This window comes from Bradyrhizobium sp. SZCCHNRI3052 (assembly GCF_032484895.1).
GTDB lineage: Bacteria > Pseudomonadota > Alphaproteobacteria > Rhizobiales > Xanthobacteraceae > Bradyrhizobium.
In genome coordinates this window covers 804675-820776 of record NZ_JAUETW010000001.1, presented here as the reverse complement: position 1 = coordinate 820776, position 16102 = coordinate 804675, and the positions used below count along the sequence as shown (strand labels likewise).

Here is a 16102-nt window from a genome sequence, read left to right as displayed (position 1 = left end):
GGTTGATCACAGATGGCTGAAGTGAGCTTGCGCAAGGTCGTGAAGCGTTACGACGACGTCGAGGCGGTCAGGGGCATCGATCTCGATATCGCCGACCACGAGTTCGTCGTGCTGGTCGGCCCGTCCGGCTGCGGCAAGTCGACGACATTGCGGATGATCGCAGGGCTCGAGGACATCTCCGACGGCGACATCACCATCGGCGGCGACGTCGTCAACGACGTGCCGCCGAAGGATCGCGACATCGCCATGGTGTTCCAGAACTACGCCCTCTACCCGCACATGACGGTGGCCGAGAACATGTCGTTCGGGCTGCGGCTGAAGCACTACCCGAAGGCCGAGATCAAGAGCCGCGTGGCGGAGGCCGCGCGCATGCTGGACATCGCCGACCTCGTCGACCGCAAGCCCAAGCAGCTCTCCGGCGGCCAGCGCCAGCGCGTCGCGATGGGCCGTGCGATCGTGCGCAATCCCAAGGTGTTCCTGTTCGACGAGCCGCTGTCCAACCTCGACGCCAAGTTGCGCGTGCAGATGCGCATCGAGATCAAGAAGGTGCACCAGAAGGTCCGCACCACGACGGTCTACGTCACCCACGACCAGGTCGAGGCGATGACCCTGGCCGATCGTGTCGTGGTCATGAACAAGGGCCGCATCGAGCAGATCGGCACGCCGAACGAGCTGTACCACAATCCGGCGACACGCTTCGTCGCCGGCTTCATCGGCTCGCCCGCAATGAACTTCGTGCCGTGCCGGCTCGAGGAGGCCAATGGCCGGCTCCACATCCGCCTCACCGACCGGATCGCCTTTCCGCTGCCGCCGGCGCGCGCCGCGCGCTATCAATCCGTGTCGCGGAACGAGCCGCTGCTGCTCGGCATCCGGCCCGAGCACATCGCCGAGACCAAGCCGCATGCGGAGCCTGGGATTGAGCCGTTCGAGGCGCTGCTCGACGTCACCGAGCCGATGGGCATGGAGACGCTTGTCTACTTCACCCTCAACGAGACGCCGGTCTGCGGGCGGGTCAACCCCAACGCCGGCGCGCGGGATGGCAGCCCTCTGCGCATGGCAATGGACCTCAACAACATGCACCTGCTAAATGAGGCTTCAGGCCTCGTCATCTGACGAGCATAAGAAGCTTCAAGGGCAGGACATGACCACCAGGACGGCAACCAACAAGAACAAGATCCTCGTCACGGAATCCTTCTCGGCCAAGGGCCGCGCGCTGCTGGCGGCGCGCGATGATGTCGAGATGATCGAGTTCCCCAACATGATCTCGGCGGTGGATTTTTCCGACCTGCTGAAGTCCCACGCGCCGGTGCACGGCGTCGCGCTCGGCGCCACGCGCTTCGGAGAGCCGGAGCTGATCGCGGCCGGCGACATGAAAGTCGTCACCCGAATCGGCGTCGGCTTCGACGCGGTCGATGTGCCCGCGCTCTCCAGGCACAAGGTGCCGCTGATGGTCGCGGGCACGGCGAACTCGCCCTCGGTTGCCGAGCAGGCGCTGTTCATGATGCTGACGCTGGCCAAGCGCGCCAACGAGATGCATGCGATGGTCAAGGACGGCACCTGGGGCGCGCGCCTCGGCGTGCTGCCGTTCGATCTCTACGGCAAGACCGTGCTGATCATCGGCTTCGGCCGCATCGGCACCCGCACCGCCAAGCGCTGCCTCGCGATGGAGATGCAGGTCCTGGTCTACGATCCCTACAAGCCCGCAGCCGACATCACCGCCGCGGGCTGCGAGCCCGTTGCCGATCTCGACACTGCGCTCCCGCGCGCCGACTTCGTCAGCATCCACTGCCCGAAGACCCCGGAGACCATCGGCCTGTTCAACGCCGCGCGCCTGCGGCTGATGAAGCCTTCCGCCTACCTGATCAACACCGCGCGCGGCGGCCTGATCGACGAGGCCGCGCTGTACGACGCACTGGTGTCCGGCCGCCTCGCCGGCGCTGGCCTCGACGTGTTCGAGCAGGAGCCGCCGCCGGTCGGCCACGCACTGCATGCGCTGCCCAACGTGATCATGGCTCCGCACGTCGCCGGCGTGACGCGAGAGGCGGTCGATCGCATGAGCGAGCAGACGGCGCGCAACATTCTCAGCGTGCTCGATGGCGATCCGATTCGGCAGAACGTGATCAATCAGGACGTCTTGTAGTCGTCCGGCCGATGTAATGGTCCTGTCCCGTCGGCGACGAGGCAGGACCCGCTCTCATCACGCGGATGTCAGGACCTTTCTCCACCGCTTTGGCGCCCAACTTTCAACGCATTCTTGCAACTTGGCCAAATCCAGCTACAACTGTGACTATCGGCGCCGGATTTTGCGCGCGCCGGTGGGAACAGAGGCGGCCATGAGTGTTGCGACCGAGCACGCGCTCGCAACGATAGCGAGCATTCTCGATCAGCCTGAAGCGACGAGGTCGGCAGACAAGGCGGCGCCGTCGTCGAAGAAGGCTGCCGCGACTGTCGTCTCTCTCGATCAGGCCGACGGCTACACCAAGCTCGGACCTGGGCCGATTTCCGCGATCCGCTTCCGCTGGACGGCACGGCGGGGCGAGGACGGCTACTATGTCGACGAGACCGTCGGGCCGACCTCGATCGCCGTGAGCAGCGGACCGATGACCGCCGAAGCTGCCGTCAAGACGGTCGACACCCGCGCGCGAGAGGCGATCGAGCGCTTCGAGGCGCTGAAGAACGAGATGACCGGCAAGGGCCCGGTTGCGCCCAGCGAGAGGTAGCGCTCCGGCCGCCCGGACCACTCCGTCTTCGTTGCGATGTCTCCAAATCCCATGGCCGGGTTCCATCCTGGCCATTCGTATTTTGTGGACCTCGAGGCCGCCTGCCGTTCCGCCCCGGAAGCGCCTACCTCCGCGCGCCCAGATAGTCCGGCTTCGCCAGCGGCACGCCGGCGTGACGCAGGATGTCGTAGGCCGTGGTGACGTGAAAGAAGAACTGCGGCAGGCTGAACGTGAGCAGCAATGAGCGGCCATCGTCGAAGCCGCGCGTCGCACCGTTGCGGAAGGTGAAGCTGACCTCCCGCTTCGCGCCCTCCTCGATCGCCGCAGGTGGCACGCTGCGCACATCGTCGATCGCGGTTGCAATCCGCGCCTTCAACCCGGCCATATCCGTGTCGCTGTCGGCAACGGTCGGCTGCGCGCGGCCGGCGAGCAGCGCGCAAGCAATGGTGGCGTGGCGGTTGGCTTCGCAGACCTGCCGGATCAGGTTGTACATGTCAGGCGCCAGCCGGGCCTGCAGCAGGTCGGCCGGATCGATGCGGCGCGCCTCGGCAAAGGCAGCGGCCTTGTCGAGCACCCCCGAGAGGTTGTGAAGATAAGGCACGAACACCTCGACCGACGCCTGCACCAAGGAAATGCTCATCAACCAACCTTCCTGCTTGCCCCTCGTCGCGCGTGGCGACCTCCGCTATGAATAGCGCGGCCACATCATGCGAGGTGATTCAATATGGGATTTTTCAACCGGACCGTCGCCGCCGTGACCGCAGCCGTGCTGGCCTGCGGTCTCGCCACTGCCGCACTCGCCGACCAGCCCTCGCGCCTCGACGAGATCGTGCAGCGCGGCAGCTTACGGGTCGGAATGACCGGCGACTACAAGCCCTTCACCTATCTCGACAAGGCGACCGGAAAATTCTCCGGCTTCGACGTCGACATGGCCGAGGCGCTCGGCAAGGCGCTCGGCGTCAAGGTCGAGTTCGTGCCGACGAGCTGGCCGCAGCTCATGAAGGATTTCGAGGCCGACAAGTTCGACGTCGCGATGGGCGGCGTATCGATCACGCTCGACCGCCAGAAGAAGGGCTTGTTCTCGACGCCGATCATGCGCGAGGGCAAGACCCCGATCGCGCGCTGCACCGACACCTCGAAGTACCAGACGCTGTCCGACATCGACAAGCCCGGCACCCGGGTCGTGGTCAATCCGGGCGGCACCAACGAGCGCTTCGCCCGCGCCAACATCAAGTCAGCCGACATCCGCGTCCACCCCGACAACGTCACCATCTTCGACGAGATCGCCAAGGGCGACGCCGACCTGATGATGACCGACGCCTCCGAGACGCGCTATCAGCAGAAGCTGCATCCCGGCGTGCTCTGCGCCGTGCACCCGGAGAAGCCGTTCGATTTCTCCGAGAAAGCCTACTGGCTGCAGCGCGACGTGGCGCTCAAAGCGTTCGTGGACCAGTGGCTGCATATCTCGACCGAGAACGGCAGCTACCAGGCGATCTACAAGAATTGGTTCGAGTAACATGTCCGCGGTCTTCCGTCGGGCAATGATGACCGGATGATCTTCTGGCCCGCCAGCAAAGGACGACATGCGATGAAGTGTCTTCGGATCTACGCAACGCCCGACGGCGAGTCCCGCTTCGGTGAAGTGGATATCCCGACGGCGGCGGCTGTGACCGTCGCCCCCGGCGCCAAGCCGTTTCAAGTTTCCAAGCGCTATATCGCCTCAAGCGTCGAGTTTACGCAGATCCCCGCCGGTATGCGCCAGGTTGACTGGCACACCGTTCCGGGGCGGGTGTTGACCGTCAGACTGAGCGGGGCGGTCGAATACGAGACGAGCGACGGCGAGGTGCGGCGCGTCTCCGCAGGCGAGTTTGTGCTGGTGGAGGACACGCACGGAAAGGGTCATCTGTCGCGTCACTCCGCGGACGCGCAAACCGTCCTGTGGATCAGGCTGCCTGACGGCCTCGATTTGCCGAGTGCATAGTCCCTGGAAGTCGCTGCCGTCTGCCGGCACCTGAGGAGAACCCGCAAGGAAGAGCTGCGCCGAAACAAAATGTTCTTTCGCAATTTCAGTAGGAAGACCCCTGTCCAGTCCCCGGGCGAAAAATATTCGACTTTCGTTTTTCAGAAAAATATGGTTCACTGCCGCCATCCCGCCTCATCGAAGAGGGGCGTCGCGCGCAATCGTCACGACACGCGAGGTGGGGAGGCGATGGCCGCGAGATGCCGAAAGCGTGCTTGCACGCGGACGAACGGCAGCTTGCGGACGTGAAGTCGCAGGGTCCTGACACCCCGACGCTGGTGTCACGTTCGCGGCGGCGCTAACGCGCCGCGCGGACCATGGTGGCCAACAAGCCCGGCGCACCAGGGAGACTGCGTATAAGCGTTAAGACCGTCGCGCAGGGAATGCCGGTTGATCGGCAGCACCTGTGGTACCTGCCGCCTGCATTTTTTTCGCAGGCGGGCCATGGGTGAGGCCCTCACCCGGCATTCCCTGCGCCCTCTTCTGATTGAGAGGGTTCGACTGATGGATCACTCGGACGCCATGCGTCGCGAGAACGCCAGCTCATGTGTAGCGATGTCATGCAAGCGAAAGTCTGTCAGCACACTCGCTGTCATTCCGGGCGCGCGCAGCGGAGCCCGGAATCCATACTCCGAAGCGGACTTTGTTGGAACGAGATGGAGCAGCCGGCGTGCCCAACACGTCCACGTGTGGTTATGGATTCCGGGCTCGCGCTGCGCGCGCCCCGGAATGACGGCGTCATGTGTGGATGGCTCGCGACGACACCACGGCCGGTGCTTATGAGTCCCGGCTCGGAGGCCGGGACGACAGCGGAGTGTGGCGTGGGAGCCCGGCTCACCGCGACGCTGCGAGGGACGATGAAGCCGCCCTCACCCGTTGCGATACGTGTAGCTGTAGCCGTTGATCGCCGGGGCGCCGCCGAGATGCGCATAGAGCACCTTCGACCCTTCCGGGAAGTAGCCCTTCTTGACCAGGTCGATCATGCCCTGCATCGACTTGCCCTCATAGACCGGGTCGGTGATCATCGCCTCGGTGCGGGCGGCCAGGCGAATGGCCTCGTTGGTCTCGGCGCTCGGCACGCCATAGGCCGGATAGGCGTAGTCGTTGAGGATCACGATCTCGTCGTCGCGGACCTTGCGGCCGAGCTCGACGAGCTCAGCGGTGTTGTCGACGATCTGCCGCACCTGGCTGCGGGTCTGCTGCGGCGTGCCGGAGGCGTCAATGCCGATGACGCGGTCGGCGCGGCCGTCGGCAGCGAAGCCGACGATCATGCCGGCCTGGGTCGAGCCGGTGACGACGCAGACGATGATGTAGTCGAACTTGATGCCCATCTCGGCTTCCTGCGCCCTCACCTCCTCGGCGAAGCCGACATAGCCGAGACCGCCGAACTTGTGCACGGAGGCGCCGGCCGGAATGCCGTAGGGCTTGCCGCCGGCATCCTTGACCGACTGGATCGCATCTTCCCAGCTCTTGCGGATGCCGATGTCGAAACCGTCCTCGACGATGCGGCTGTCGGCGCCCATCAGGCGCGTCATCAGGATGTTGCCGACCCGGTCATAGACGGCGTCCTCGTGCGGCACCCAGCTCTCCTGCACGACGACGCACTTCATGCCGATCTTGGCCGCGGTCGCCGCCACCATGCGGGTATGGTTCGACTGCACGCCGCCGATCGAGACCAGGGTGTCGGCATTCGATTCGATCGCATCGGGCACGATGTATTCGAGCTTGCGCAGCTTGTTGCCGCCCATCGCGAGACCGGAATTGCAGTCGTCGCGCTTGGCATAGATCTGCACCTTGCCGCCGAGCGCCGCGGTCAGCCGCGGCAGATGCTCGATCGGGGTGGCACCGAAGGTGAGCGGATACTTCTTGAACTTGTCGAGCCGAAGCACGGGTCTCTCCGTGGGTGGATGAAAGGGCCGGCCGAAACATACGAAAAAGGCGGAGAAAGGTGCTCTCTTTATTGGCCTGCGTTTTTGTGCTCACGTCCGCAAGAATTGATACCGGCAAGAGATATGTCCGCACATGACGGAAAAAATGAGAGAATCTTCCACCGCTGATCTCGACCGGGTCGATCGGCGCATCCTGCAACTGCTGCAGAAGGACGGCCGGATGAGCAATGCCGAGCTTGCCGCCACCGTTCATGTCAGTCCGGCCACCTGCCATCGCCGCACCCAGCGCCTGTTCGAGGAGGGCTACATCAAGGGCGTGCGCGCCCAGATCGCGCCGGAGAAGGTCGAGCGCAGCGCGCTGGTGCTGGTCGGCGTCGTGCTCGATCGCTCGACGCCGGAGAGCTTTCGCACCTTCGAGGCGGCGATCCGCAAACTGAAATTCGTGCTCGATTGCCATCTCGTCGCCGGCGATTTCGACTTCTTCCTGAAGATCCGCGTTCGCGACATGCACGACTTCAACCGGATGCATGGCGACCAGCTGATCTCGCTGCCGGGCGTGCGGCAGACGCGCACGTTTTTCGTGATGAAGGAGGTGGTCGACAATGCGCCGCTCGATTTCTGAGCAGGCCGGGCATTGAACCGGTGGCGCCGCATCGGCGACTTACCAGCGCGTGAGCTCGCTCACATCAGCAACCGACATCGCGGAGACACGGATGAAGAGGCTGTTGGCCGTCGCGGCTTTGGTTCTGGCCAGCAGTGCCGCCGAGGCGCAATACGTCATCGAGTATGGCGGCAAGACGATCCGCATCGATCCCGACCGCGGCACCGTGCAGATCCCCGGCGTCTACGACAATACCGAGCAGAAGAAGACCAAGCGCACCAAGCGCGACCAGGACAATGCGACCAAGCCGCCTCCGGCGCCCACCGAGGCGGCGGTCACGCCGGCCCCGCCCGCGCAGGCTCCGGCTACGACCGCGCCCCCTGCTCCCGTCCCTGCGGCGCCCGCTCCGACGGCAGCCGCACCAGCGAGCCCGCCGGCGGCGCCTCCTCCCGTCCAGGCGGCCGCGCCACCGGCGCCGCTGCCGCCACCTCCGGTGGCCCCAGCCGCCAACGCCACGGCACCGGTTGCGCCGCCAGCCGCTGCAACGGCCGCTGCGGCTCCTGCTGCCGCGCCGGCTCCCGCCGCCGCGCCGCCGCCACCGCGGCCAGCCCAGACGCCTGCCGTGACCACGGCAGCTGCGCCGCCCGCCGCGGCGCAGACCGCCGGTCGCGATCCCAGCTCGCCGGTCGGCATCTGGGTGACCGAGGAGAAGGAGGGCCAGATTCGCATCGAGCCCTGCGGCACCAATCTCTGCGGCTACGCCGTGGATGCGAAGACCAAGCAGAACGGCGAGCAGATCCTGATCAACATGCGGCCGAGCGACAAGGCCCAGGAGAAGAAGTGGACCGGCCGCATCTTCGATCCGAACAGCGGCAGCACCTACGATTCGACGATCGCGCTGAAGGGGTCGGACAGTCTGCGCGTGCAGGGCTGCGCCTTCGGCGGCATGTTCTGCGGCGGCCAGACCTGGACGCGGGTGAACTGAGCCCGGCGCGCGACGCGCCTCCAAACGCAAAGCGCGCGGCCCTGCGACCGCGCGCTCGCACCGTTCTCAGTGATGTATCAGCCGACCGGGGTGGCGTATTCCTCGTCGGTGACGTGCTCCATCCAGGTCACGTGCTCGCCATTGAGCGATTCATGCATCGCGACGTGGACCATGCCGGTGGTCGGCGCGGCGCCATGCCAATGCTTCTCGCCCGGCGGGATCCAGACGACGTCGCCGGCCTTGATTTCGCGCACCGGCCCGCCCTTGGCCTGCACCCGGCCGACGCCCTGGATGACATAGAGCGTCTGTCCGAGCGGATGAGTATGCCAGGCCGTGCGCGCGCCCGGCTCGAACGCGACGCGCGCCGAGGCGACGCGGGCTGGAGCCTGCGGCGTGATGATCGGGTCCTGCCAGACCGTGCCCGTAAAGCTTTCCGCGGCTGCGCGGCGCGTGGGGCGCGAGCCCGCGAGATAAACGTCGACCATTGTTCTGCCTTTCCTGAAGCTGTGTCGTTGATCAATCGGCGCCGTGAACTACTTCTTCGACGCGGCGTAGCGCGCCTTGGTCTCGGCGTTCATCGGATAGAGACCCGGCAGCACCGCGCCCTTGTTCACCTCGTCAACGATCCAGGCTTCCATGCGCTCCTGCTCGGGACCTTCCGCGAGCACGTGATCGAGCATCGCCTGCGGGATCAGCACGGCGCCATCCTGGTCGGCGACGATGACGTCGTTCGGAAACACGGCAACACCGCCGCAGCCGATCGCCTCGCCCCAGCCGACGAAGGTGAGCCCTGCGACCGACGGCGGCGCGGCGTAGCCATCACACCATACGGGAAGGCCGGTGCCGAGCACGCCTTCGAGGTCGCGCACGACTCCGTCGGTGATCAGCGCGGTGACGCCGCGCTTGACCATGCGGGCGCACAGAATGTCGCCGAAGATGCCGGCGTCCTTGACGCCCATCGCATCGACCACGGCGATGCAGCCTTCGGGCATGGCCTCGATCGCGGTGCGGGTCGAGATCGGCGACGACCAGGATTCCGGGGTCGCCAGATCCTCGCGCGCCGGCACGAAGCGCAGCGTGAAAGCGGGACCGACCAGCCGCTTCTGTCCCGGGCGCAGCGGCTTGGCGCCGCGCAGCCAGACATTGCGCAACCCCTTCTTCAGCAGGACCGTCGTGATGGTCGCAGTGGTGACTTGAGACAGGGTGGCGATGGCTTCGGGAGTGAGGGACATCTTGAGACTGGTGCTCCAAACGGGCTGGCAGAAAAAGCAGGCGCATCTTGCGAGCGACGAAGGCGGCGTCAAGGGCGTGCGCGGTGCGTCCGGCGCATGCGGGGCTTGCGTGCACCCGATAAGGCCTCCTTATCGCAAGACATCCGATTAATTTATTGAATTTTCGAGACTTTTTGCCTTGGACCCAATTCCACTGGCGCATGAAAACAGCTAGATGAGGAACACCAACGCGGATCACTTCGGACTCATGGCCGATCCTTTTCCACCTCCTCGCCTGCTGCCCAGCGGCGACAGCGCCGTCACCGTCGAGTTCAGCCGGACGATCGACGAGACCGCAAACCGCCGCGTCCTGGCGCTCGACCATGCGGTGGCAGCGGCCGGGATCGAGGGCATCACGGAGACGGTGCCGACCTATCGCTCGCTGCTCGTGCACTATGATGCAGGTGTGATCGACCACGACACCCTTGGAGCAAAGCTGTTGGCGCTGTCGGCCGGGTCGCTCGCGCCGGAAAGTGAGGTCAGGCGCTGGCGGGTTCCAGTCTGCTATGGCGGAGAGAATGGCATCGACCTCGAGGATGTCGCCAAGGCGTTGAGCCTCACGCCGGACGAAGTCGTCGCACGCCATATCGCCAGCACTTATCGCGTCGCAATGATCGGCTTCACGCCGGGCTGGTCCTATTTGTCCGGTCTCGATCCCACGCTGCAGATGTCGCGCCGCCAGAATCCGCGGCTCTGGACACCGGCCGGCATCATCGCCATCGGCGGCATCCAGACCGGCATCCAATGCCTTGCCGGCCCGTGCGGCTGGCACCTGCTTGGCCGCACCGCGATGCGGACATTTCAACTGCATCGCGAGCCGACCTTTCTGCTCGAGCCCGGCGACGAGGTCAGCTTCTATGCCGTTGACGTCAAGACCTTCGCCGAGCAGGAGCGCGCCGCCGAGAGCGGCGAGCTCATCGCCGAGCGGATCGCCGCATGAGCACGCTCGTCGTCTCACAGATCGGCCCGGCAAGCTCGGTCCAGGATGGCGGGCGTTTCGGCGCGCAGCGCTACGGGCTGACGCCGTCCGGCGCGATGGACAAGCTGGCGCTGGCGGCAGCCAACAGCCTCGTCGGCAATGAGCTGATGGCGGCTGCGATCGAGATCGGCCCATTCGGCGCGACGTTCGCGGCGAAGGGCGGCGCGGTGCGCGTGGCGCTCGCCGGCGCGCAACGGCTGGCGGATGTCGCCAAGCGGCAGGTCGAGATCAACACGTCGGTGACGCTGAACGACGGAGAGCAGCTCACGCTCGGCTTTGCGCGCGGCGGCTCGTTCACCTATCTCGCCATCGCCGGTGGCATCGCCGGCGAACCGATGTTCAACAGTCTCTCGGTGAATGCGCGCGCCGGGCTCGGCAGCCCCTACCCCCGCCCGCTTCAGGCCGGCGACGTGTTCGAAGTCGCCCCCGCCGGCGATGCGCCGGAACTGCGGATCGATCTGCCGAAAGCCGGCGGCGCGATTCGCGTCGTCATGGGACCGCAGGACGACGAGTTCAGCGACGAGATGAAAGCGCTATTCCTCGGCAGCGACTGGATGGTCTCGGCGACCAGCGACCGCATGGGCTATCGCCTCGAGGGGCCGCAGATGCGCCACCTGCACGGTCACAACATCGTCTCGGACGGCACCGTGGACGGCAGCATCCAGGTGCCCGGCAACGGTTCGCCGATCGTGCTGATGTCGGACCGCGGCACCAGCGGCGGCTATCCGAAGATCGCGACCGTCATCACGGCCGATTTCGGCCGCCTGGCGCAGACGCCGGCCGGCACGCCATTCCGCTTCAAGGCCGTGAGCATGGCCGAGGCGCAGGCCGAACTGCGTCGTTACAAGGATCTGCTGCGCAGCTTGCCCGGCCGCGTCACCGAGCTTGCGAGCAGCGACTTCAACGTCGATGCGCTGTTCACGGCCAATGTGGCCGGTCATGCCGTCAGCGCAACCGACGCCACCACCTGGCCCGGAGTCACTCCCGATTAGTTTGATCACATCTCACGTTGCTTCGGACCCATCAACGAGCGGACCCTGACATGACCAGCACCGTCGATCTGAACTGCGACCTCGGAGAGAGTTTTGGCCCGTGGGAAATGGGCAATGACGCCGCCATGATCGAGCTGGCGACATCGGTCAACGTCGCCTGCGGCTTTCATGCCGGTGACGCTGACATCATGCGGCGAACGGTCGAGATGGCGAAGGCCAAAGGCGTCAGCGTCGGCGCGCATCCCGGCTATCGCGATCTGCATGGTTTCGGTCGGCGTCCGATGCCGGGGCTGAAATCATCGGAGATCGAGAACCTCGTTGCCTATCAGATCGGCGCCCTGCAGGCGATCGCCACCGCGGCCGGTCACAAGGTTACGCATGTGAAGGCACACGGCGCGCTGTCCAATGTCGCCTGCGAGGACGACATGACGGCGAACGCCATCGCCAAGGCGATCAAGGCCGTCGATCCGAGCCTGATCTTCGTCGTGCTCGCCAACTCCAAGCTGGTGACCGCTGGCGAGAAGGCCAATCTGAGGATGGCTCACGAGGTGTTTGCCGATCGCGCCTATGGCGACGATGGACTCCTGGTGTCGCGCAGCAAGCCCGGCGCCGTGCTGCACGATCCCAAGGTCATCGCCGATCGTGTGGTGCGCATGGTTCAGGACGGCGCGGTGATTTCGGTGACTGGCAAGGTGATGAAGATGCGGACCGACACCGTCTGCATCCATGGCGACACCGCCGGCGCGGTCGAGATTGCGCGGGAGGTCCGCAAGGCGCTCGACGCGGCCGCCATCACGGTCGCGCCGTTCAAGAGGTGATGAGAATCAGAACGGATGCGTGAAAGACGTGCCCAGGGTGATCGCGGCAATCAGCGCCATCGCGCTGTAGAAGGCAACCAGCGCGACGGTTGCGCCGCGTTCGCGAATGGCGCGGGCCTGGGGCATCTGTCGCAGGGGCGTCGATATCGTGCGCATGGCCGGTCTCCTGAAGTTCCGGCCATGAGAAAAGCGTTCCCGCGGCCGGGTGCAAGGCAACCGGCGAAATAACGACAAGCCCCCTGTTTCGGGTCCGCTTGGAACCAAAAAATTCTCGGCCGATGTTGCGACCGAGAATATTCTCCGCCGGTTCCAGCTCAGTAGACGTCGAGCTGGAACCGGCCCTTCTTCTTGAGGTCCGCGACGAAACTCACCGCCTCGTCCGTCGAACGCGCGCCGAACTGGGCGACGATGTCGACCAGGGCGCGCTCGACGTCCTTGGCCATGCGCTTGGCGTCGCCGCAGATGTAGAGATGGGCGCCGTCGGCGAGCCAGGTCCACACCTCGCGGCCGACCTCGCGCATGCGGTCCTGGACGTAGAATTTCTTGTCGCCGTCGCGCGACCACGCCAGCGACAGCCGCGTCAAGAGGCCGGCGGTCTTCATGGCGTTGAGCTCGTCGGCGTAGAAGAAGTCGCAGTCGCTACGCTGATGGCCGAAGAACAACCAGTTCTTGCCCGGTGCGCCGGTCGCCCTGCGGTCGTGCAGGAACGCGCGGAACGGCGCAACGCCGGTGCCGGGGCCGACCATGATGATCGGCGTCTTCGGATCGGCCGGCAGCGCGAAGCCATGCGCCTTCTGCACATAGACGCGCAGCTTGTCGCCGGGATTGATCCGCTCGGCCAGGAAGGTCGAGGCAAGTCCCAGCCGCTTGCGCTTGCCAACGACGTAGCGGACGCAGTCGACCGTCAGCGACAGCTTGCCGGGCGTGGCATTGTGCGACGACGAGATCGAGTAGAGCCGCGGCTGCAGCGGCTCCAGCGCCTCGACGAAGGCCTCGGGATGCGGCCGGACGCCGGAGAACTTCTGCAGCACCGCCATCACATCGAGCGTCGCCGCGTCGCCATCGGGATCCTCGCCCTGCGCCAGCTGCCGCGCCTTCTCGCGGGTCGCGCCGCCGGTGATGAAGGAGATCAGCTCGAACAGCGAATCCGGCGCCGGCGCCAGCGAGACGTCCTCGAGCAGGCACTGCCGCAGCGGCTTGCCGTTCACCTCGGTCATGTGCGAGGCGCCGAGCAATGCGATGATCTGATCGACGAGGCCGAGATCGTTCTTGGCGAAGATGCCGAAGGAATCACCGACGACGTAGTCGAGCCCGCTCTCTCCGAGATCGAACTCAATGTGCCAGGTCTCCTTCTCCGAGCCCGGCTTGTTGAGCAGGCGCCGCGACAGGAACGTCGCCTCGACCGGATTGTCGCGCGAGCGACCGGGCTCGCTGACGACGACGGAGACCGTGGCCGGCGCAGCCGCAGCGGGCTTGGCCGCGGCCGGAGCCTTGTCGATCTCCTCGTAGAGCGCCTTGAGCATCCGCGCGGTTTCCTTGCCGCCGGGGACGCACAGGTTGAGCCGCGCCTCGCTGCGATCGGCAATCGCATCCGAATAGTCGCTGCAATTGTAGCCGCATTGGCCGCAGTCCTGTTGTGCCATGGCCGCCATCATGCGCCGGCGCAGCGGACGGCCCTCGGCGAGCTTCATGCGCTCGCCGATCGGCATGGTCTGATCGTGCCATGGCGCCTCGTCGTCATCACCGTCGCCCGCGGGCGCGAGCACGGCGCCGTTCTGCGCCGGCGACAATGCCGTCGCGCCGCCGAGACCGAACGCTCCGGCCAGGAAACCGTTGAGCCACGAGCGCTGCGCCTCGGAAAATGGCGCCGTCGGAGGAATGATCTCGATCTTGGACATGGGCGTGATCTGGTTCATGCTGAGACCTCCGACGAAATCTGGGCTTCGGCGAGATTGCGCAGCGTTTCGCCGTCGTGACGACGTGCGAACGACAGGAAGGTCTCCTCGGGCGAGGCGCGATGGGCGAGATAGGCCTTGAGCAGCTTCTCGACGGTTACAGGCGCATCCGCCGCCTTGAGGTCACGATAGACCTCGCGGCCGATGTCGGCCTGCGGGCCGAAGCCGCCGCCGGCGAACAGATGATAGCCTTCGACCGTTTCATCGCCGTCACCAACCGGCACCTTTGCCGCGATCATGCCGATGTCGCTGATGTAGTGCTGGGCGCAGGAGTGATGACAGCCGGTGAGATGGATGTTCAGCGGCGTGTCGACGTCCACCCTGCTCTCGCACCAGTCGCCGATCTCGGCCGCATGTTTCTTGGTGTTGGATGCTGCGAACTTGCAGCCGGCGTTGCCGGTGCAGGCGATCAGTCCGGCGCGGATGTGCGAGGCCTTGACCGACAGTCCGATCTGCTCGACTGCGGCGCAGGCCAGCGCGACCTTGTCGTCGGGAACGCCCGAGAGCAGCAGGTTCTGCCAGACCGTGAGCCGGATCTCGCCGTCGCCGAGATCCGCAGCGACCTTGGCGAGCGCACGCATCTGATCCGTGGTCAGCTTGCCCAGCGGCAGCACGACGCCGATCCAGTTCAGCCCCTGCTGCTTCTGCTGGTGCACGCCGATATGGGCCATCCGGTCCGAATCGGGACGCGGCTCGAGCGCCTCGTCGGGGACGCGCGCCAGCTTGCGGCCGAGCCTTGTTTCAACGGCTTCCATGAATTTGTCGTGGCCCATGCTGTCGAGCACGTATTTGAGCCGCGCCTTGAGGCGATTGGTGCGGTCGCCGGTCTCGATGAACAGCCGCACGATGGCGTCGGCCACCTCGGTCGCCCGCTCCGGCTCGACGATGATTCCTGTCGGCTTGGCGAAATCCTTGTGTCCGGTGATGCCGCCGAGGCCGAGCTTGAACCACACGCCCGGCGCAACGCCGAATCCGTCCTTCACCTCGACCGCCGAGAACGCGATGTCGTTGGTGTCCTCCAACGCCGCGATCCGACCGGCGCCGTCGAAGGCGACATTGAACTTGCGCGGCAGGCCGTAGAGCGAGCGGTCGTTGAGGATGTGGAAGTGCCATTCGCGCGCGAAAGGACGCGTGTCCAGCAGCTCCTGCGGATCGATGCCGGCGGTCGGCGTTCCCGTCACGTTACGGATGTTGTCGGCGCCGGAGCCGCGCGCCGTCAGGCCGAGATCCGACAGACCTTCCAGCAGCATCACGGCATGCTTGGGCGGGATCTCGCGTAGCTGCAGATTGGCGCGCGTCGTGACGTGGCCATAGGGACCGCAGAGCCGGTCGGCGAGGTCGGCAAGCCCCGCGAGCTGCCAATGCTTCATCACGCCGTTGGGAATGCGCAGGCGGCACATGTAGGAGTCCTGCGCCGGCGCGACATGAAACAGGCCGTAATAGCGCCAGCGGAAATTGTCCGCCGCGGACGGCGCAGCATTGCTGCGGGCCTGCTCCTTCAGCCGCTCATAGGCATCGAACGGGTGCAGCTCGCGCTTGACCTTCTCCTGGTCGGCGAGCTTGCGCCCGGATGCGATGACCTTGTCCTGCGCCTTGATGTGAATGGCGTCAGGCCCGGTCGGCTCGGCAATCGTCGTCGCGGCAGCAGCCTGCCCGCGGCCGGCCAGCGTGACCTTGAGGCCGGCGGCCAACCCCTCAAGGTAGCGCTTCTGCTCGTCGTTGAAGTCGACTGACAAGGGTTCGATTTTCATGATGGCGGACGAAGCTCCAGCGGCCAGGACGAATGGCGTTTGCGGATGGGACGAGGATCGCGTCGTCGAACGGCCGATGGGGGGGCGGTTCAAATGAGCGATCCGACCAGCTTCGTTGCTG

The 16102-nt window shown here is 65.7% G+C and carries 17 protein-coding genes; 10 read left to right on the top strand and 7 right to left on the bottom strand.

The features are described from left to right. The first annotated feature begins 12 nt into the window (after positions 1–12). The 3 genes from QW887_RS03885 to QW887_RS03875 all read left to right on the top strand — a co-directional run bounded on the left by QW887_RS03885 (position 13) and on the right by QW887_RS03875 (position 2720). Complete coding sequence (locus QW887_RS03885; RefSeq protein ID WP_315711961.1) at positions 13–1113, top strand: sn-glycerol-3-phosphate ABC transporter ATP-binding protein UgpC; 1101 nt, start codon at positions 13–15, stop codon at positions 1111–1113. Positions 1114–1141: 28 nt separating this feature from the next. Continuing rightward, positions 1142–2140, top strand: a complete 999-nt coding sequence (locus tag QW887_RS03880) for a hydroxyacid dehydrogenase (protein ID WP_315711963.1) — start codon at positions 1142–1144, stop codon at positions 2138–2140. 193 nt (positions 2141–2333) lie between these two features. Further along, positions 2334–2720 carry a hypothetical protein gene (locus tag QW887_RS03875; protein WP_315711965.1) on the top strand — a complete coding sequence of 129 codons (387 nt, stop codon included), beginning with the start codon at positions 2334–2336 and terminating at the stop codon, positions 2718–2720. Between the two features lie 124 nt (positions 2721–2844). Here the strand turns inward: QW887_RS03875 and QW887_RS03870 are convergent, their stop codons facing one another. Then, positions 2845–3360, bottom strand: coding sequence for a DUF1993 domain-containing protein (locus QW887_RS03870; RefSeq protein WP_315711967.1), 516 nt, complete (start codon positions 3358–3360; stop codon positions 2845–2847). Between the two features lie 84 nt (positions 3361–3444). On the opposite strand from QW887_RS03870, the gene QW887_RS03865 reads away from it, so the two are divergent. Continuing rightward, complete coding sequence (locus QW887_RS03865) at positions 3445–4236, top strand: transporter substrate-binding domain-containing protein (RefSeq protein WP_315711968.1); 792 nt, start codon at positions 3445–3447, stop codon at positions 4234–4236. Positions 4237–4308: 72 nt separating this feature from the next. Continuing rightward, the gene (locus QW887_RS03860) at positions 4309–4701 is read left to right on the top strand and encodes a hypothetical protein (protein WP_315712623.1); all 393 of its coding nucleotides are present in this window, start codon (positions 4309–4311) and stop codon (positions 4699–4701) included. 908 nt (positions 4702–5609) lie between these two features. Here QW887_RS03860 and QW887_RS03855 read toward each other — a convergent pair. Beyond that, positions 5610–6629, bottom strand: a complete 1020-nt coding sequence (locus QW887_RS03855; RefSeq protein ID WP_315711969.1) for a 1-aminocyclopropane-1-carboxylate deaminase — start codon at positions 6627–6629, stop codon at positions 5610–5612. Between the two features lie 145 nt (positions 6630–6774). Between QW887_RS03855 and QW887_RS03850 the strand changes: the two genes are divergently transcribed. Further along, on the top strand, positions 6775–7251 hold the full coding sequence (locus tag QW887_RS03850; RefSeq protein WP_315711971.1) for an Lrp/AsnC family transcriptional regulator: 477 nt from the start codon (positions 6775–6777) through the stop codon (positions 7249–7251). A 91-nt stretch (positions 7252–7342) separates the two neighbouring features. Then, the gene (locus tag QW887_RS03845; RefSeq protein ID WP_315711973.1) at positions 7343–8215 is read left to right on the top strand and encodes a DUF2147 domain-containing protein; all 873 of its coding nucleotides are present in this window, start codon (positions 7343–7345) and stop codon (positions 8213–8215) included. A gap of 77 nt (positions 8216–8292) precedes the next feature. Here QW887_RS03845 and QW887_RS03840 read toward each other — a convergent pair whose 3' ends face one another. Continuing rightward, the gene (locus QW887_RS03840) at positions 8293–8700 is read right to left on the bottom strand and encodes a cupin domain-containing protein (RefSeq protein WP_008965351.1); all 408 of its coding nucleotides are present in this window, start codon (positions 8698–8700) and stop codon (positions 8293–8295) included. 48 nt (positions 8701–8748) lie between these two features. Further along, on the bottom strand, positions 8749–9447 hold the full coding sequence (locus QW887_RS03835) for a ribonuclease activity regulator RraA (RefSeq protein ID WP_257164758.1): 699 nt from the start codon (positions 9445–9447) through the stop codon (positions 8749–8751). Positions 9448–9694: 247 nt separating this feature from the next. Here QW887_RS03835 and pxpB point away from each other — a divergent pair, with 247 nt between their 5' ends. Genes pxpB through QW887_RS03820 form a run of 3 tightly spaced genes read left to right on the top strand, consistent with a single transcriptional unit; the run spans position 9695 to position 12275 of the window. Beyond that, positions 9695–10426, top strand: coding sequence for a 5-oxoprolinase subunit PxpB (pxpB, locus tag QW887_RS03830; protein ID WP_315711976.1), 732 nt, complete (start codon positions 9695–9697; stop codon positions 10424–10426). Next, positions 10423–11457, top strand: coding sequence for a biotin-dependent carboxyltransferase family protein (locus tag QW887_RS03825; protein ID WP_315711977.1), 1035 nt, complete (start codon positions 10423–10425; stop codon positions 11455–11457). The genes pxpB and QW887_RS03825 overlap by 4 nt, the downstream gene beginning before the upstream one ends. 50 nt (positions 11458–11507) lie before the next feature. Then, positions 11508–12275, top strand: a complete 768-nt coding sequence (locus QW887_RS03820; protein ID WP_315711978.1) for a 5-oxoprolinase subunit PxpA — start codon at positions 11508–11510, stop codon at positions 12273–12275. A gap of 6 nt (positions 12276–12281) precedes the next feature. Here QW887_RS03820 and QW887_RS03815 read toward each other — a convergent pair whose 3' ends face one another. The 3 genes from QW887_RS03815 to QW887_RS03805 all read right to left on the bottom strand — a co-directional run bounded on the left by QW887_RS03815 (position 12282) and on the right by QW887_RS03805 (position 15981). Continuing rightward, the gene (locus QW887_RS03815) at positions 12282–12431 is read right to left on the bottom strand and encodes a hypothetical protein (protein WP_315711980.1); all 150 of its coding nucleotides are present in this window, start codon (positions 12429–12431) and stop codon (positions 12282–12284) included. A gap of 158 nt (positions 12432–12589) precedes the next feature. Continuing rightward, positions 12590–14191, bottom strand: a complete 1602-nt coding sequence (locus tag QW887_RS03810; protein ID WP_315711982.1) for a sulfite reductase subunit alpha — start codon at positions 14189–14191, stop codon at positions 12590–12592. Beyond that, entirely contained in the window at positions 14188–15981 is a 1794-nt protein-coding gene (locus QW887_RS03805) for a NirA family protein (RefSeq protein WP_316175412.1), read from the bottom strand. The genes QW887_RS03810 and QW887_RS03805 overlap by 4 nt, the downstream gene beginning before the upstream one ends. Between the last annotated feature and the right edge of the window lie 121 nt (positions 15982–16102).

Excerpts from the sequence above, each read along its gene's own strand:
- QW887_RS03860 (WP_315712623.1), top strand. The coding sequence starts at position 4,309 with ATGAAGTGTCTTCGGATCTACGCAACGCCCGACGGCGAGTCCCGCTTC.
- QW887_RS03810 (WP_315711982.1), bottom strand. The coding sequence starts at position 14,191 with ATGAACCAGATCACGCCCATGTCCAAGATCGAGATCATTCCTCCGACG.
- QW887_RS03845 (WP_315711973.1), top strand. The coding sequence starts at position 7,343 with ATGAAGAGGCTGTTGGCCGTCGCGGCTTTGGTTCTGGCCAGCAGTGCC.
- QW887_RS03840 (WP_008965351.1), bottom strand. The coding sequence starts at position 8,700 with ATGGTCGACGTTTATCTCGCGGGCTCGCGCCCCACGCGCCGCGCAGCC.
- QW887_RS03820 (WP_315711978.1), top strand. The coding sequence starts at position 11,508 with ATGACCAGCACCGTCGATCTGAACTGCGACCTCGGAGAGAGTTTTGGC.
- QW887_RS03815 (WP_315711980.1), bottom strand. The coding sequence starts at position 12,431 with ATGCGCACGATATCGACGCCCCTGCGACAGATGCCCCAGGCCCGCGCC.
- QW887_RS03885 (WP_315711961.1), top strand. The coding sequence starts at position 13 with ATGGCTGAAGTGAGCTTGCGCAAGGTCGTGAAGCGTTACGACGACGTC.
- QW887_RS03875 (WP_315711965.1), top strand. The coding sequence starts at position 2,334 with ATGAGTGTTGCGACCGAGCACGCGCTCGCAACGATAGCGAGCATTCTC.
- pxpB (WP_315711976.1), top strand. The coding sequence starts at position 9,695 with ATGGCCGATCCTTTTCCACCTCCTCGCCTGCTGCCCAGCGGCGACAGC.
- QW887_RS03865 (WP_315711968.1), top strand. The coding sequence starts at position 3,445 with ATGGGATTTTTCAACCGGACCGTCGCCGCCGTGACCGCAGCCGTGCTG.
- QW887_RS03850 (WP_315711971.1), top strand. The coding sequence starts at position 6,775 with ATGAGAGAATCTTCCACCGCTGATCTCGACCGGGTCGATCGGCGCATC.
- QW887_RS03870 (WP_315711967.1), bottom strand. The coding sequence starts at position 3,360 with ATGAGCATTTCCTTGGTGCAGGCGTCGGTCGAGGTGTTCGTGCCTTAT.
- QW887_RS03835 (WP_257164758.1), bottom strand. The coding sequence starts at position 9,447 with ATGTCCCTCACTCCCGAAGCCATCGCCACCCTGTCTCAAGTCACCACT.
- QW887_RS03825 (WP_315711977.1), top strand. The coding sequence starts at position 10,423 with ATGAGCACGCTCGTCGTCTCACAGATCGGCCCGGCAAGCTCGGTCCAG.
- QW887_RS03805 (WP_316175412.1), bottom strand. The coding sequence starts at position 15,981 with ATGAAAATCGAACCCTTGTCAGTCGACTTCAACGACGAGCAGAAGCGC.
- QW887_RS03880 (WP_315711963.1), top strand. The coding sequence starts at position 1,142 with ATGACCACCAGGACGGCAACCAACAAGAACAAGATCCTCGTCACGGAA.